Source organism: Shewanella sp. NKUCC06_TVS (genome assembly GCF_019345515.1).
Taxonomy (GTDB): domain Bacteria; phylum Pseudomonadota; class Gammaproteobacteria; order Enterobacterales; family Shewanellaceae; genus Shewanella; species Shewanella oncorhynchi.
The window spans coordinates 152,602-169,286 of record NZ_JAHKQX010000001.1 but is presented as its reverse complement, the minus strand read 5'-3'; the positions used below and the strand labels follow the sequence as shown (position 1 = coordinate 169,286).

Genomic DNA, 16,685 nt, shown 5'->3' with positions numbered 1-16,685 from the left:
CCTTTGCCGCATCACACTTTGGACTTACCACATTACATTTTGCAATAGAGTTGTTGACGATATTGCTCTGCAATAGAATGCCAGTCAAAACGCTGTGCCATGGCCGCAGCACGCACATGTGGCCATGTTTTCCCCTCGAAACAAGCAATGGCTTGCACCAACCTTTGCAGAAACGCTTCGGCCTGCTCATTTAAGCTATTGCCGTTAAAAGCAAAACCATTAACGCCATCCTCAACGGTATCCTTTAAACCGCCTACACTATGCACTAAGCATGGCTGTCCCGCGCGCATGGCCAACATTTGACTGATGCCACAGGGCTCAAAGGAGCTTGGCATCAAAAATAGATCGCCATGCTGATACAGTGCTTCGGATAACGCCTCGTTGTATCCTTGCAAAAATAATAGGTTATCGTATTTAGCCCCTAACACTTGGAAGGACTTAGCAATAGATGCATCGCCACTGCCGAGTAAAATCAGCAGCGCCGTCGGTTTTGTCTGCTTCAATGCTTTAAGTAAGGTTTCAAGCACAGATAAACCCGAGGGCAATTGATGGCGCAGCAATAATACTTTTTGATCGGTCAAACGGCCCACCGAAGTCAATAACAGACTCGGTACTTGCTCCGCCATTGCTTGACGCCAATAGGCTTGGGTGCGGGCAAAAGCAATCATGTCCACGCCACTCACTTGCGTTTGATGCCCCTGCCATTGCACTAACGCAGTTTCAATCGCACTGAGCAATTGCTTGAACTCGGGTACTTGAATACGCGCAGGTGGCTTAGCGGGTAAATCCGATACTGACGAATATACACAGCCATTTAAAATCCCCACCACTTTTTCATCATTGGCCTTGGCCTGTAAGTCTTGCTCTAATCCTTCACCACCAAAAAATCCCGCTTCGGGTCTGGAGGGCTGCAACACTTCCTTGGCATAACTGGGTGAGACTAAATGCACTTTGTCGCTCAGCACTATGCCCATGCGCATAGGGTTAACACAGTAGGGATAACGGGGATCAGTAATTAACTGTTTTTGCCCCAGCGTCAAAGTGGCAAACAGCTCGGGAAACCAAGCCGCAAAGGAGGATGAGTCTTGGCTTAAGGGACGTATCCCCTGCAGTGCAAGATTGTGGATAGAGAACACACACTCAATTTCTTTGAGAACACTGAACTCAGGCACGAATGCTCTTAACATGGCTAAGCAGCCCGCATGCCAGTCATGTAAATGCAGCACAGTCGGCATAGGCACTCTACCAGTAACTAATGCTGTCGCGACGCTCGCGCAAAGGAAAGCAAACTTAGTCGCATCGTCGGCGAAAGGACGCTCGGCACTGCCTTGGCTATAAATCTGCCCAGGTACGGATTGCCATAATGCATGTTCGAGCAGATAAATCATCGCCTCTGGCACATGGGGATGGGGCATGGAAAACAAATGCACTCGCTCCAAGCGACCACCAAAGGCCACAGTTAACTCACCCAGATCTTGGGGGTGATTCGCTACCGCAGTTAAAAAGCCATAGCTTGGCATGATCACATCGGCGCACAAATCAACACCCGCCAAAGCGGCGGGTAAATCACGGATGACATCCGCCATACCGCCAACCTTGGCGCCCGCAAGGGCACCGTTTTCAGCCGCGACCATCAAAATGCGTTGTTTCAATTAATTGGATACTCCCGCTACTTCAACTGTGCAGCTTTTATTCAGCTGCCTATACCTAAGCCATTTTTACTTTAATGATCAATTTACTTTAATGATCAATTTACTTTAATGATCAAAGCACTATTCATAGCCTACAGGCAAACCTAGCATGTCACGGGTCACTAAAGTCACGCCTTTTTCGGACACCCTAAAGCCTTTAGCTCTATCGTGATCATGGTTATAACCTATCACCATGCCTTCGGGAATAATGCAGCCACGGTCAAGTATCGCATTCTTGATTTTGCAATGGCGCAGCACGACTACATCGGGTAGCACTACTGAATCTTCAACTAACGAATAAGAACAAACGCGCACTTCGTTAAACAATACACTACGGCGCACTGTCGCCCCCGAAATAATACAACCGCCCGAAACAATCGAGTCCAACGCCATACCGCGTCTATCATCGTCATCAAACACAAATTTAGCGGGTGGTAATTGTTCTTGGAAAGTCCAAATTGGCCATTTCGCATCGTACAAATTCAGTGCTGGCGTGGGCGATAACAGTTCCATATTCGCTTGCCAGAAAGAGTCTAGCGTACCCACATCGCGCCAATAGGCTTGCTCGTTCGGGAAAGCGCTCTTAAAGGGATAGGCGAACACATTATGTTTTTCGATGATCGCAGGAATAATATCCTTACCAAAATCGCGATCTGAGCTTTCGTTTAAGGCATCTTTCTTGAGCTGGTCAAACAAAAACTCTGTGTTAAACACATAGTTGCCCATAGATGCTAAACACATTTCAGGATTACCCGGAGAATGCTTAGGTTGCAGCGGCTTTTCTTCAAAGCCTAAAATGCGCATCTCTTCATCGACTTCCATCACCCCAAACGAACCCGCAGCTTCGGCAATCGGCACTTCAAGGCAAGAGACTGTCATATCTGCACCCGACTCGGCATGGGCGGCTAATAACCCAGCATAATCCATGCGATACACGTGATCGCCAGACAATACCATCACGTATTTAGGCAGCTCGTGGCGAATGATATCGATATTTTGAAATACCGCATCGGCCGTGCCTTGGTACCAGTTTTCCGAATAGCGTTGTGAAGCGGGTAAAATCTCCACCGACTCGCCGAGTTCCTTCTTAAAATGGCCCCAACCGCGCATCACATGGCGGATCAAGGAATGCGACTTGTACTGTGTGACCACACCCACGCGGCGAATACCTGAGTTGATGCAGTTAGACAGCGGGAAATCGATAATACGAAACTTACCACCGAAATACAGTGCAGGTTTAGCACGCCAATCCGTGAGTTCATGCAAGCGAGACCCGCGCCCACCAGCTAAAATCAACGCATAGGTTTCACGAGTTAAATTACTGATATAACGAACATTAGACATAGGCTCTTACTCCGAAATCGGCAAACTGATTGCCCATAAATGGCTTATCGATACGGCAGACACTGCCGTACTCCCCTGAGTATTTCTCACTTGCATTCCCCATTCCTTCCATTGATTGCTGCATTCCTTTCAAACACTTAACGCTTATACTCATCCGCTATAACAAGACTTATAACCCAGAGCACAGCCCTTACAGTTTCCAAATTTCATCGCGATAACCCGCGATCGTCACATCACTCGAAAAACGTCCACTGGCGGCGGTATTGCGAATACTCATCTGCGTCCACACCTGCGGATCTTTATAGGCCCGCGCCACGGCTTCTTGCACGACTCGGTAACTGTCAAAGTCGGCGGCCGTCATCCATTGATCGTCGCTACTTTCGATGGCGGCAATAATGGGATCGAAAATCCCCGGCTCCAGCAGATTGAAGTGACCACTTTTGAGTAACTTCATCACCTCAGATAACGCCGGTGAATCGTCAATAATGCTGCGTGGATGATAGTGACTACGTACCTGCGAGACCTGCTCCGCATTGAGTCCAAACAGGAAGAAGTTCTCAGAGCCCACTTCCTCTAACATCTCGATATTGGCGCCATCCATAGTGCCGATGGTCAGGGCGCCGTTCATCATGAACTTCATATTGCCCGTGCCCGATGCCTCTTTGCCCGCGGTTGAAATTTGCTCGGACAAGTCAGTCCCCGGACAGATTTTTTCCATGGCGCTGACGTTGTAGTTTGGTAAGAAAGCAAAGCGTAGGTAAGGCGTCACCATAGGATCGGAATTGACCATATGAGCAACATTGCTGGCGAGCTTGATGATCAACTTAGCCATAAAGTAACCGGGCGCCGCTTTACCGCCGATCAATACACAACGTGGCACCATGTTTTCGGTGTGGCCTTGCTGGATCTGATGATAGAGATGAATCACATGCAAGATATTGAGTAACTGACGTTTATATTCGTGAATACGCTTCACTTGCACGTCAAACAGCATAACCGGATCGAACTCAACCCCACATTCCTTAACAATCATCTTAGCCAACAAAGCCTTGTTGGCTTGCTTCACATCACGCCATTTTTGGATAAACGCATTGTCCTGTGTGAGGGCATTGAGCGCCGTTAACTGGCTTAAGTCTGTCACCCATTCTTGACCTAAATGGGCAGTCAGTAACTTAGCTAAGGCAGGGTTACAATGGGCAAGCCAACGCCTTGGCGTTACACCATTGGTACGGTTATTAAACTTATGCGGCCACAACTCATAGAAATCCTTAAACAACCCAGATTTGAGTAGTTGCGTGTGTAAACCCGCGACACCGTTGACCGAGAAACTCGCCACAATCGCCAAATACGCCATACGTACATGGGGATGTGGGCCATCTTGAATAATTGACATACTCGCCAATTTCTCACTATTTCCAGGCCAATGGTGGGCGACTATATCTAAGTAACGGGCGTTGATTTCATAAATGATTTCTAAGATGCGTGGCAACATTTGCGCCATCATACGCACGGGCCAACGCTCTAGTGCTTCAGGCAACAGGGTATGGTTAGTGTAAGCCATGGTCTGGCTGGTAATCGCCCATGCACTGTCCCATTCCAAACCGTATTCATCGATCAATAACCGCATCAACTCAGGCACGGCAATGCTAGGGTGAGTGTCATTCAACTGCATGACATTTTTAGCGGCAAACTGCGTAAAATCATGACCATGACGACTCACCCAACGTTTGAGTAAATCCTGCAAGCTAGCGGAGGATAAAAAGTATTGCTGACGTAATCGCAGCTCTTTGCCGTTCTCGCTCGCATCATTTGGATAGAGCACCATAGTGATCTGCTCGGCCAAGTTTTTACGGGCCACCGCTTCCGTGTAGTCGCCTTGGTTAAACTCAGCTAAATCAAAATCATCGGTGGCTTCAGCCTTCCACAATCTCAGGGTATTTACCCGCCCATTGCGATAACCGGGAACTGGCATGTCATAGGCGACGGCGAGCACATCTTGGGTTTCAACCCAAATAATGTGCCTACGGCCTTGTTTATCGACATAGGATTCGGTATGACCAAAAAATGGCACTATTACGTTGTGGGTAGGGACACGCACTTCCCACGGATTACCTTCGCGCAACCAACGGTCAGGGCGTTCAACTTGGTAACCGTCGACTATCTTCTGGGCGAACATGCCATATTCGTAACGTATGCCATAGCCTGTCACTGATAAGTCCATGCTGGCGCAGCTATCGAGGAAACACGCGGCTAATCGACCTAGGCCGCCGTTGCCTAAACCAGCATCATGTTCGGCCTCTTCTAACTCTTCTAGCGATACGGCATAGTTGCTCAAGGCATCACGGCTATCTTGTTGCAAATCTAAACTCAGTAGTGCATTACCTAGTGCTCGGCCCATCAAAAATTCGAGGGATAAATACGCCACTTGCTTGCGCTTAAAATGGCTGTCATCCACTCGAGTCTGACGCCAATTATCTAGCATCTGTTCTTTCACGCTGTAAGCTAACGCTTGAAATAATTCGCAGCTCACGCCTTCGCCACGGCTGAGTCCATAACGTAAATGGCGCTCAAAGGAAGCGGGCAAAGCATCGCAGGGTTCACAGGGCTCAGCGGCTTTAGACTTAGTCTGACGCTTAGCGGGCGCCTTCTTGCTCGCTGCTTTTGACTGAGCTAGTGTTACTGGTTTTTCGCTGGTATTGGGGCTCAGTTCGCTTTTGTCACTCATAGTTAATTCCTTCATTTCCTATAAAATCAGCATGAAAAAGCATGAGACTACGATCTTGCAGTAAGTATCGCGTCGCAGAGATCTGAGCATCCAGCGGCTCAGTTTGGGTATGAATAAGGCATTGCCACGGACTCAAGTGCTCGAAAGTCGGCAGGGTAAAAGCGAGAGGATTATCGTCGGCATTAACCATCAACAGCAAAGCTTGCTGCTTGCCTTGATCTTCTAAATCACCGGAAAGCACCACAGACAAACTGCGGCACATAGATTCGGTCCACAAGCTCTTGGTCATTTGTTCACCTTGGCGACTAAACCAATCTAATCGAGTACCAATATCGGCTAAGGACTCGGCCAATAACTGTTCGTGAATGAAGCGCTTAGCACATAACAGCGGGAAACGTTTCCGCAGGGCAATAAGCTGTTGAGTAAAGGCCAACAGATCAGTGTCCATGCCCTTTGCAGACCAATCAAACCAGTTCAATTCATTGTCTTGGCAATAGGCATTATTGTTGCCTTGCTGAGTGCGGCCTGTCTCATCGCCGCTCAACAACATAGGCACACCTTGGGATAAAAATAGCGTAGTCAATAAGTTACGTTGTTGACGACTGCGAAGTTCCAAAATTGCGCTATCTTCGGTTTCCCCTTCAATCCCATAATGATGGCTGAAGTTTTCTTGGTGACCATCGCGGTTATCCTCCCCATTTGCCAAGTTATGGCGCTGGGTATAACTCACCAAGTCTTTAAGGGTAAAACCGTCGTGACTGGTTAAAAAATTAAGACTAGTCGCAGGTGGACGGCCACTGTGCTCAAAAAAATCCCCCGAGCCGTGAAAACGCCGAGCAAATTCGGGCAACATGCTGTGATCGCCGCGCCAAAAGCGGCGCATAGTGTCTCTATATCTGTCGTTCCATTCACTAAAAGCCACGGGAAAATTGCCCAATTGATAACCACCGGGGCCGATATCCCAAGGCTCAGCAATTAATTTCACTCGGCACAAAACAGGGTCTTGCAACAGCGCATCGAAGAAACCTGAGCCGGGATCAAAACCATAGGCCTCGCGACCTAAGCAAGCCGCCAAGTCGAAGCGAAACCCATCGACGCCCATGATTTCTACCCAATAACGCAGCGAATCCAGCACTAGCTGTAACATGCGTGGATGATTGATATTTAAGGTGTTTCCGCAACCCGTATCATTAATATAAAAACGCTTATCATTCGGATGCAGACGGTAATAACTGAGATTATCTATGCCACGAAAACTAAAGGTCGGCCCAAGTCGACTCCCCTCTGCGCTGTGGTTATAGACCACATCGAGGATCACTTCGATACCTGCGCCGTGAAGTGCATCCACCATGGCCCGAAACTCACCAATATCGTCGGATGATAGATAACTCGGCTCAGGGGCAAAAAAGCCGATACTGTTGTAACCCCAATAGTTAGTGAGCTTTTTCTCGAGCAAAAATGGCTCAGTGAAAAAGGCCTGTACAGGAAGTAACTCGACACACGTCACCCCAAGTTCGGCCAAATAATCGATAGCTGGCTGAGTCGCTAAACCCGCAAAGGTGGCACGTTTATGGGGTTCAATCTCAGGATGCGCCGCCGTAAAGCCTTTAACATGCATCTCATAAATGATGCTGCGCTCAAGGGGTTTGGGCTGAAACCTCGTCGCAAGGGGCTGAATCGACTGCTTGGCAGCTATCTCGATTAATGGACGAATGTCCACGACCTTGCATTTTGGCACATAGGCAGCGTTATCTAACTTGCTGAAAGATAAGTCTTCATCCATGTGGTTCAGCTCGTAACCATAGTTAGACTCATGGTCGCGATATTCACCGACGAGCTGGCGCGCATAGGGGTCGAGCAATAATTTATTGGGGTTAAATCTGTGACCAAGCTGAGGCTCATAGGAGCCATAAACGCGATAACCGTAGAGTTGCCCCGCCTTAAGCCCTTGCACAAACACATGCCAGATTTGCTGGGTTTGTTCAGTTAACACAATACGCGCGACTTCTTGCTCGCCATTGTCATCAAATAAACATAACTCAACCGCTGTGGCGTTAGCTGAAAATAACGCAAAGTTGACGCCATCGCCCTCAACATTAGCACCGAGCGGAAAAGGCTCACCTACCCCTAACGCCCATTTTTCGCTTTGAAATGGGTGATTTTTAGCGTCAGGATTAAGCTTAATATCATCAGCCGTAGGCTTTTGCATGCTAGTTCGCCTCAGCCAATCCAGTTGCAGGCCCTATCACTAGGCAGCCCAAGGGCGGCACAGTGATCAGCGCGCTCTGCGCCATTCCTTGCCACGGCAGCGACTCAGCAACCACAGTGCTCGCATTACCTTGATTACTGCCACCATAAATCTGGCTATCGCTATTAAGATATTCGCGGTAATCCCCCGCCAAAGGCAAACCAATACGGAACCCAGTGTGTAATTGGGGCGTCATGTTGATGACAAACACTAACGGCGCATCACCCACTAACCCGTAACGCACAAAGGTAAAGATGCTGTCGCGGCTATTCTCACAATCTAGCCAACGAAATCCTGCGCCCTCGTAATCCTGAACCGATAAGGCTGGCATTTTTTGATATAAGTGATTGAGATCTTTAAGCCAACGCTGGACGCCTTGGTGCGGTTCATAGGCCAATAAGTGCCAATCTAAACTCTGGTTATGGTTCCACTCATTTCGCTGACCAAACTCGCAGCCCATAAAGAGTAATTTCTTACCTGGATGCCCCCACATAAAACCGTAATAGGCACGCAGAGTTGCAAATTTCTGCCAATCGTCACCGGGAATTTTATGCAGCAACGAACCCTTACCGTGGACCACTTCATCGTGACTCACGGACAACATAAATTGCTCGGTATAGGCGTACATTAAACTGAAGGTCAATTGATGATGATGGAACTGGCGGTAAAGCGGGTCACGGCCTAAGTAGCTTAAGCTGTCGTTCATCCAGCCCATATTCCACTTAAAACCAAAGCCGAGACCTTGCTGATCCGTCGGCTTAGTCACCCCCGCAAAAGCGGTGGACTCTTCGGCAATCATGCAAATGCCGGGGAAAGCTTGGTACAAGCGTTGATTCAAAATTTGTAAGAAACTGATGGCCTCGAGATTCTCCCGTCCACCATAGGCATTAGGCAGCCATTGGCCCGGCTCGCGGCTGTAATCGAGATACAACATAGAAGACACGGCATCGAGACGCAGGCCATCAAAGTGGAACTCCCGCAGCCAGTAACAGGCATTACTCAACAAGAAGCTGCGCACTTCACCGCGATCATAGTTATAAATTAGGGTATCCCAATCGGGATGTGTACCCTTGCGAGGATCTTCATGCTCATACAGACATGTGCCATCGAAACGCACTAAGCCGTGGGGATCCTTAGGGAAATGCGCCGACACCCAATCGAGGATAATACCAATCCCCGCCTGATGGCAGGCATCCACAAAGGCCTTTAACCCATTGGCATCGCCAAATCTGTGGGTCGGCGCATAGAGACCCACAGGCTGATATCCCCACGAACCATCAAAGGGAAACTCGCTGATCGGCATCAGTTCGATGTGGGTAAAGCCTTGCTCCTTCACATAGGGAATAAGCTGTTCAATCAAGTCTTGATAATCAAGATATTGCTCGCCTTGCTCTCCCTTACGACGCCACGAACCTAAGTGCACTTCGTAGGCCGACATGGGCGCTTTATGCCAAGCAGTCGCCGCTCGCTTACTCATCCAAGCGGTATCATTCCAGCTATGGTGGGCTTTTTTGGGCACGATAGAAGCATTGTGGGGCGCGCATTCCATTTGGGTTGCCATGGGATCGGATTTAGTATGGCGCTCACCATTTTGATAAACCAAATCAAACTTATAGTGTGCACCTTCAGCCACATTGGGTAAAAATAGCTCCCATAAACCATTGGCAATATGTTGGCGCATCACATGGCGAGTATCGTCCCAATGGTTAAAATCTCCCACCACAGAAACCCGCTTAGCATTGGGTGCCCACACACAAAAATGCACACCTTCAACGCCTTGGGTTTGACGCCAGTTGGCACCTAAAAATTCATAGGCTCGCTCGGCGCTGCCTTCACCAAACAGGTAAATATCGTCACTATTGAGCAGTGAATCAAACTGATAAGGGTCGACTATATCTAACTGACACAGGGGATATTCCACCCGTAGCAAGTAGAGAAACGGCTTGACGCGTCGTCCCAGAGTGCCGGCGAACAGTCCCTGCTCGTTGACTTTGTCCAGACTCGCCACTTTGCGGCCATCTTTAATGCTGATCACATCCACATTGAGGGCATTGCGAAAAAAACAACGAACAATTAATGCCTTACCCTCGTTGGCACTGTGCATACCTAAGAGCGAAAAAACATCAGTGTATTGACCATTAAGTAAGGCGACGTCGGCACCATCGTAGAAATAGGCATTGGCTTGAGTCATCATTTTTCTTCCGTTTATCAGTCAATTAAACTTGCAAATTGGCACTCTTTACCCACATAACACCCCCTAATAATCTAATCTTTAGGGATGGCATAATGTGGTGCGACTTAGGCAGCCTTTCGCTGGTGCTAGATTTAGCTCGGTAGCTGTCTCGCCACAGCGATATTTTGTAATCGCTGCAGTATCTCTGGCGAAGTCGATACTTGCGTTAAATTCAGCGGCAGGCGACGCTGCCAATTTGGATATTCGAGCCAAGTACCGGGAATGTTCACCGCATGGCGATCGGCTAATAAATCGCACAGTTGCACGCTGTATAGCGCACTATTACCGCGAGCTCCTAAGGTCATCCAAGCCGTGAGTAAGGTTTGAATATCGAGTTCGGCTATCGCCGCCTCGGCTAACAGACCTTGAGAGACTAACAGTGAAATGAGTTGCTGCTTTTCATGTTCACGCCCCGCGAGCGCCTCGCCTAGCTGGTCGTCAGTTTCAAACAGGGATAACTGTCGACGCAGGTGTAAATCGCTGCCACACCACCAAGCCACTAAAGTCGGCACATCGTGGTTCGCCAGCATCATTAAGCTTTGGGACTTATATTGATCCGGTGATTTAAAGCCTTGATGGTCTTTGCAGAAATAGAACAACTCGTTGGAATAAATGCCTGAAGTGTAGAGACGATGAATTATGTCAGGTGGCACCAGTCCTAAATCTTCGCCAATCACCACACAGCGAGCACGTTGGCTCTCAAGGCAAACGATGGCGAGCAAGGTTTCGACGGGATAATACACATAGGCACCGTGACCGAGTTGCTTATCCAGCGGCCACCACCAGAGTCGCAGTAAACCCATCACATGATCGATACGTAAGGCGCCACAGCTTTCCATATTGGCGCGGATCAAGGCGATAAAATGGCTGAAATGATGTTGTTTTAACTTCACCGGATCGAGTGGCGTTAAACCCCAATTTTGTCCTTGGGGTGCAAAGGGATCGGGCGGTGCACCTATGCTGGCATTCAAACAAAACTGCTCGGCATTGGCCTGTACTTCACTGCCCTGAAGCGCTGCACCAACGGCCAAATCACGGATCAATCCCAGCCCCATCCCAACCTCTTTAGCTTTTAGCTGACAGAGGTGTAACTGCTTTTCAGCCACAAATTGCAGGTAAAGATAGAAACCTTCCTCTTGCACAAACGCTTTAAGACTACGCAAATATTCCGCTTGAGCAAACTCTTGTAGCGCACTGCCCTGCTCACGCACAAACTCATGGAATCTTTGCGCTCTGGGCGTGTCGTTCGCCAGATGCGTGTCACAAAAAACGCGATATAACTGCTCAAAGGCACGGTATTTCAGCTCGCTCACTTTAGGATAATCGAGCCAATTATCACGATTCAGTAAGGCGATAGCCTCTACCCAAGTAGCGCTTGAAAATTCAGTGGCAAGAGCTTGGTATTCAGGAACGCTTTGTAATTGAATATAAAGAGGATTAAGTCTGCGGCGATCGCACGGACTATAAGGACTCGGATGCTCTGGCGCCGCAATATCGAGGGCATGCAAGGGATTGAGTTGAATAAAATCCGCGCCCTGCGCCGCCACCAGCCCGATCAGTTGTTCTAAATCACCAAAGTCGCCAATGCCCCATTGGCTCTCGCTGCGCAAACTGTAAAGTTGAACGCTGATCCCCCAAGGTTTATGGCGTTTACCTTGGGCGACAGCCGTGAGTACGCCTTGGTAAGCGGCCCGCGGCGCCACCATTAAGGTACCAGAGAACAAAGTACGAGTATCAGCCTCTGCCGTCACACAGCCCTCTAGCGCAGAGCTTGCCGCTTGTGTACTTGTCGATAGGGCATGTTTTAAGCTTAAGGCTATGCGATGAAAGCCCAAACCTAACACAGAGAAATCACTCGCATTTTTGTCTGCTACTTGCGCAAATGAGTCTTGGTTTTTTGTGAATGCAGGGTTGTTAGTGAACTCTTGGCTGCTCAGGAAATAGGACGCTAAATTCACCGCTTCAGTCTCGGCGGGCATTAAGTTGTCAGGGAAAGCTTGGGTCTTGGCCTCAGCTAAATCGAGGCGTGCGAATCCTAGTTGCGTAAGATCAAGGCGATAGTGAAGATAAAGCGTTTGTTCAATGCGGTAATCGCCAATGGACTTAAGCGCCGAGAAAGGCACATCAAATACGATAGACTCACCCTGTTCGCATTCAATCGCCACACTCAGATCTGAGGTATAGGTTTCCGGTAAACAAAGGCTTATCCAAGGTTCATCCACAAAACACCAATGGAATTCAGGTAGCACCTGAGTCCAAGGACGGGCATCCAGTAGATCAATTTGCGACGCGATCAGTGCTTCGGTCAATACCGCATCGACACAGGACAGCCCAGCATCACTCAATAACGCTTCTGTAGCAGGAGCATCAATGGCAGTCCCTGCCACGCTGTTTTTTTCCTGTAACATACAGGTCAAGATACCTTGCCTGTCTACCTCGGAAATATGGATATTTTGGCCAAAACAATCAGTAAATTCTGCTCCAACTCCCCGCAAATACAGCAACTTTTCCAGCCCCATATTTTGTCGCCCCCGCGACCGCTCATCCATAGCTTTAGATATACAGTAACCATGCCAACGAAAAGTAACAAGAAGATGACATAAATATTTCAGAGAAATAACAAAAAACTTTTTCAAAAAATCAGTAACTTACTAGAAGCACTCAGTTAAGTTGGCGCTCAGTAGCTATCAGGATATAAAGAGTGGAATGCACTAAATTGGGGCATGCGTTCAGCAAGAGGGCAAGCATGGCTCCTAAAGCATGCAATAAGTGAAGAGCAAAGGGATAGAAATAACATGACAAGCCTAAGTCATTTTTATGTCATTGCGTTCAGACTAATACTAACAAATACGTCAGGTGACATATTAACCACAGACATCAGTGCAACACTTTGTATCAATTGTGTTTTATAACTTGAACAGCCTATCTCTCCTCTGTCAACATCTCGTCTCGCTACAGCATAGAAACATAATAACAACATTAAATTCATGGAACCTGATATGCCCTCGCATATACGCCAGTGGCTCGAAGCCATGGAATGCTAAAGCAAAACACCCCAATGATGATTGAGAATAAGGATATGAAATGAAGAAGTTATCAGGATTACTATTTGTCGGCTGTATAGCCTTGACGGGTTGTGAAGGAAGTACAGATGGTGATTTAACGCCGACGCCACCGACGCCCGATCCCACTCCGCCAGCCTTAGCTGCGGATGTGTGTTATTTAATGAAAACGACGAAAGGCGATATCACACTTGCCATTGACTTAACTAACATGCCAATCACAGGTAAAAACTTTAAGCAGTATGTTGATAAGTCTTTCTATAACGGCACCTTATTCCATAGAACCATCAATAACTTTATGATCCAAGGCGGCGGTTTTACCACTGGTCTCAAAAGCAAACCGACCAGTGCCTCAATCAAGAATGAAGCCGCAGTCGGTATTAGCAACAAACGTGGCACTATTGCGATGGCAAGAGCAAATGCACCTGATACCGCTGCCTCTCAGTTCTTTATCAATGTATTAGATAATCCACATCTAGACGCGTCAGCGAGTAGTTATGGTTATGCCGTGTTTGGCAAAGTGGTTGACGGCATAGAGGTGGCAGATCAAATCAGCATAGTCCCAACAAAAAATATCGAAGGCTTCCAAGACACACCAGTACAAGAGATCCTCATCAATTCAGTAACAGAAACAAGCTGCCCTGCTGTCTAATCTAACGCTTAATCGGCTAAAAGCAAAAAAGCACTGAGAATTCAGTGCTTTTTTATCTTATAACTTTAGTCGTTGAAAAAACGAAACTTACTCATCCCCTTGGATCTTCCCCACCAAGAGCATAGGCGCCGCATCAATTTTATCGGCGTCCATCATAGTCGCGATACGCTCAACGGCTGAGAGCAATTGACTCTGCTCCCATTCTTCAAGATTCTGATAACGCTTAATAAAATGATCCTGTAGCGGTTTAGGAGAGTCCTGTAACAGTGCTCGGCCCGCATCGCTAAGGTATAAATGCACCTTACGTTTATCAGTCTCACTGCGTAGACGGATCACTAAACCACGGCCCTCGAGTCGATCGATAATGGTCGTCACTGTGGCAGGGCTGAGCGTAATTTCTTCCGCCACGGTTTTAGCCAATGGCGCATCCAATTGGGCGATTTTCTGCATCACCATCAATTGCGGCCCAGTTAAACCTGAGTGTTTGTTCAGCTGGCGAGAATGAATGTCGATAGCGCGTATCACTCGGCGCAGCGAAATGAGCAGTTGTTCGTACTTTTCCATCGTTCTTTTCATTCTCCCCATTCTAAGCAACGAGTGCACCTTACCAGAAAGCGCGACTGAACTCACCCACGGGAGGTGCTTTTATGGTAAAAGTCCCTTAGATTACAACATGAATTGACGCGATACCGACAACACGAGACGCTCGTCACTGGTATCTAAGTTCATGCTAGTATCTTCAGCGGCAAGGCTAAAATCAAAGCCACTCCAGCTGGTCAGATAGGCGATACGGAAATGATTAAAAGATTTGCCACCATCCCATGACCATTTATCCTCATCAAGTGATGTCGAGCGATCGACACTAAAGCGAATATCATGTCCTTCAGCGACACTGACAGTATGGCCAAGCAACATAGTGTAATGCTCACCACCCAAACCAAAGTAATCCCATGTGTAGGTTAACTTAGCTTCAGAGTGACCCAGTGAACTATCATATCCTAACTTGCTATATAGCTCAGGATAGTTGTACTCATCGGAAAACGACTCGCCGTGGTAAGTGTAATAAGCAAGTCCGACATCGAAACTCAGTTGCTCATTGAGCTGATAAAATTTACCCGCATAGGCATCGAGTTCCAACCAAGTACTGTCGTTCCCCCCAAAGTCGACGTTCGACGTAAAACCACCCACATACCAGCCCGAATCAAAACCGTAATCCAGACTGCCTTGCAGTGCTGGGCCACTGTCAGTTTGGCTGACACCATTAAAAGTGTAATCCGACGTCGCCGTCACAGTGGCCGATAATCCAGCATTGGCCGCAGTCGACATCAATAACAATCCACCAGCGACAAGATAAAAACATTTTGATTTCATTATCAATTTTTCCATTAGTTGGCTAGCTCAATTTTAGTAAAGTCGATTTTGTTCTCTTTTGGCGAGCGCTCAATGGCACGAACAGTTTGCAATTGCGTCATCATGATGTAACCAAAACAGCTAAAGATCAGGCTCAGTGCGATTGCACCAACCCATTGAATTTGAAGAAAGTCTAATTGAAAGAGTAATGTCAGACTGCAGAGCAAGACTAAGTTAAAGCTGACATATTTAAACTTGCCTAACCGCTCAATGGTCAAATTAAGATTATCTGTATACAGGCGCACCAGTGAGTCGAGTGAATTGATTACAAAGGTAATTCCCACAATCACCATCGCCAGATTATAGAAGCCCGAGGTATCTAAGCCATTGGCGCTGTAGTAATAAAGTACAGTGAACCAAATCGCGATGGGGATAGACGGAAACACCATCATGGCCAACAGCACTTGGTAGGTTTTCATGCCGCCGACAAAGCGTGAGGTAAATTGACCGATCATAATGCTCCACGCAAACCACCAGAATAGATAAAACTCATGGTAGTCGTTGATGGGTAACACAAAATGTTGAATATTGCCGAAGTAGTCACCCAGCATGGCAAAGGTCGTAAAGAACTCGCCCACACTCGAGTCAGCCGATAAAAATGCACTGGCCCACATCATGGCAATCAAGCCTAAAAACAACCAAGTGCTAGCCAGACTCAAGATACGCACATAACGTATGCTAGTGCTGGAATACACAGCCGCGGCGATCACCATAAATACGATTAAATAGAAGCTACCGACTATAGTTTCGCCATCGCCTAATTCGGGTAAATACCAAGGTAAATTGCTCAATAGCAAATAGGCGGTAAAGGCGCAGGTGCCAATAATTACGATATTATTGATGAACTTAACCCAAGGAATATCAAAAAACTTCACCCTAGGCTCGATGACACAAAAATAGAAACAGGTTAAAAAGTAGAAGCTCCAAATCAAGAAGGCCCAGAAGCCAAACTCAATCGCCAGTGGATTACTAAAGCCGTATTCAGGACTCGCCGCCACATTGGCGTAACCCGCAAACTCGGTGAGCGGAAACATGATCAAGCCGACATCAAGTCCTGAGGTAAACAGAATCGCGATAAAGGTAAAAGTACGCACAGGCGTCACCCCGATACAGCGAATATTGCCCCAGCGATAAATCACAAACGCAATCGCGGTAAAAGTGAACAGTATCCCTGCGGATAATAACCAAGTCATAATGAGCACTCAGTCCCAGTCGATACTGGGTGTAAGTCGGCATCTGGATATAAACCCATAAAATGTAACTCCATGTTTTATTTAATAATAAAAACTGAACCATTTTTAAAGGCAACGTTCTGCCCTC

General features: G+C 47.5%; 10 protein-coding genes. 1 reads left to right on the top strand and 9 read right to left on the bottom strand.

Annotated features, from left to right (window positions below):
- Nucleotides 1–32: 32 nt before the first annotated feature.
- The 6 genes from KO531_RS00700 to malQ form a co-directional block, all read right to left on the bottom strand.
- Nucleotides 33–1,652: a glycogen/starch synthase gene (locus tag KO531_RS00700; RefSeq protein WP_219250124.1), complete on the bottom strand. Its 1,620-nt coding sequence runs from the start codon at nt 1,650–1,652 to the stop codon at nt 33–35.
- Nucleotides 1,653–1,772: 120 nt separating this feature from the next.
- Entirely contained in the window at nt 1,773–3,035 is a 1,263-nt protein-coding gene (gene glgC, locus KO531_RS00695; RefSeq protein WP_006085131.1) for a glucose-1-phosphate adenylyltransferase, read from the bottom strand.
- Between the two features lie 190 nt (nt 3,036–3,225).
- On the bottom strand, nt 3,226–5,760 hold the full coding sequence (locus KO531_RS00690) for a glycogen/starch/alpha-glucan phosphorylase (RefSeq protein ID WP_219250123.1): 2,535 nt from the start codon (nt 5,758–5,760) through the stop codon (nt 3,226–3,228).
- Nucleotides 5,753–7,969: a glycogen debranching protein GlgX gene (gene glgX / locus KO531_RS00685; RefSeq protein ID WP_219250122.1), complete on the bottom strand. Its 2,217-nt coding sequence runs from the start codon at nt 7,967–7,969 to the stop codon at nt 5,753–5,755. Before glgX ends, KO531_RS00690 begins: the two co-directional genes overlap by 8 nt.
- A 1-nt stretch (nt 7,970) precedes the next feature.
- Nucleotides 7,971–10,202: a 1,4-alpha-glucan branching protein GlgB gene (gene glgB, locus KO531_RS00680; RefSeq protein WP_219250121.1), complete on the bottom strand. Its 2,232-nt coding sequence runs from the start codon at nt 10,200–10,202 to the stop codon at nt 7,971–7,973.
- 131 nt (nt 10,203–10,333) lie between these two features.
- Complete coding sequence (gene malQ, locus KO531_RS00675; RefSeq protein WP_219250120.1) at nt 10,334–12,760, bottom strand: 4-alpha-glucanotransferase; 2,427 nt, start codon at nt 12,758–12,760, stop codon at nt 10,334–10,336.
- A 565-nt stretch (nt 12,761–13,325) separates the two neighbouring features.
- On the opposite strand from malQ, the gene KO531_RS00670 reads away from it, so the two are divergent.
- Entirely contained in the window at nt 13,326–13,955 is a 630-nt protein-coding gene (locus KO531_RS00670; protein WP_028760712.1) for a peptidylprolyl isomerase, read from the top strand.
- Between the two features lie 87 nt (nt 13,956–14,042).
- On the opposite strand, the gene KO531_RS00665 is transcribed toward KO531_RS00670, so the two are convergent.
- From KO531_RS00665 to KO531_RS00655, 3 genes are all read right to left on the bottom strand, one after another.
- Nucleotides 14,043–14,519, bottom strand: coding sequence for a MarR family transcriptional regulator (locus tag KO531_RS00665; protein WP_006080852.1), 477 nt, complete (start codon nt 14,517–14,519; stop codon nt 14,043–14,045).
- Between the two features lie 102 nt (nt 14,520–14,621).
- Nucleotides 14,622–15,326, bottom strand: coding sequence for a TorF family putative porin (locus tag KO531_RS00660; RefSeq protein ID WP_173246025.1), 705 nt, complete (start codon nt 15,324–15,326; stop codon nt 14,622–14,624).
- Between the two features lie 14 nt (nt 15,327–15,340).
- Nucleotides 15,341–16,558, bottom strand: coding sequence for a BCCT family transporter (locus tag KO531_RS00655; protein ID WP_219250119.1), 1,218 nt, complete (start codon nt 16,556–16,558; stop codon nt 15,341–15,343).
- Nucleotides 16,559–16,685 lie beyond the last annotated feature (127 nt).

Bases quoted from the DNA above. Each gene is read 5' to 3' on its own strand.
- glgC (WP_006085131.1), bottom strand. From the start codon at position 3,035: ATGTCTAATGTTCGTTATATCAGTAATTTAACTCGTGAAACCTATGCG.
- KO531_RS00690 (WP_219250123.1), bottom strand. From the start codon at position 5,760: ATGAGTGACAAAAGCGAACTGAGCCCCAATACCAGCGAAAAACCAGTA.
- glgX (WP_219250122.1), bottom strand. From the start codon at position 7,969: ATGCAAAAGCCTACGGCTGATGATATTAAGCTTAATCCTGACGCTAAA.
- glgB (WP_219250121.1), bottom strand. From the start codon at position 10,202: ATGATGACTCAAGCCAATGCCTATTTCTACGATGGTGCCGACGTCGCC.
- malQ (WP_219250120.1), bottom strand. From the start codon at position 12,760: ATGGGGCTGGAAAAGTTGCTGTATTTGCGGGGAGTTGGAGCAGAATTT.
- KO531_RS00670 (WP_028760712.1), top strand. From the start codon at position 13,326: ATGAAGAAGTTATCAGGATTACTATTTGTCGGCTGTATAGCCTTGACG.
- KO531_RS00665 (WP_006080852.1), bottom strand. From the start codon at position 14,519: ATGGAAAAGTACGAACAACTGCTCATTTCGCTGCGCCGAGTGATACGC.
- KO531_RS00660 (WP_173246025.1), bottom strand. From the start codon at position 15,326: ATGAAATCAAAATGTTTTTATCTTGTCGCTGGTGGATTGTTATTGATG.
- KO531_RS00655 (WP_219250119.1), bottom strand. From the start codon at position 16,558: ATGACTTGGTTATTATCCGCAGGGATACTGTTCACTTTTACCGCGATT.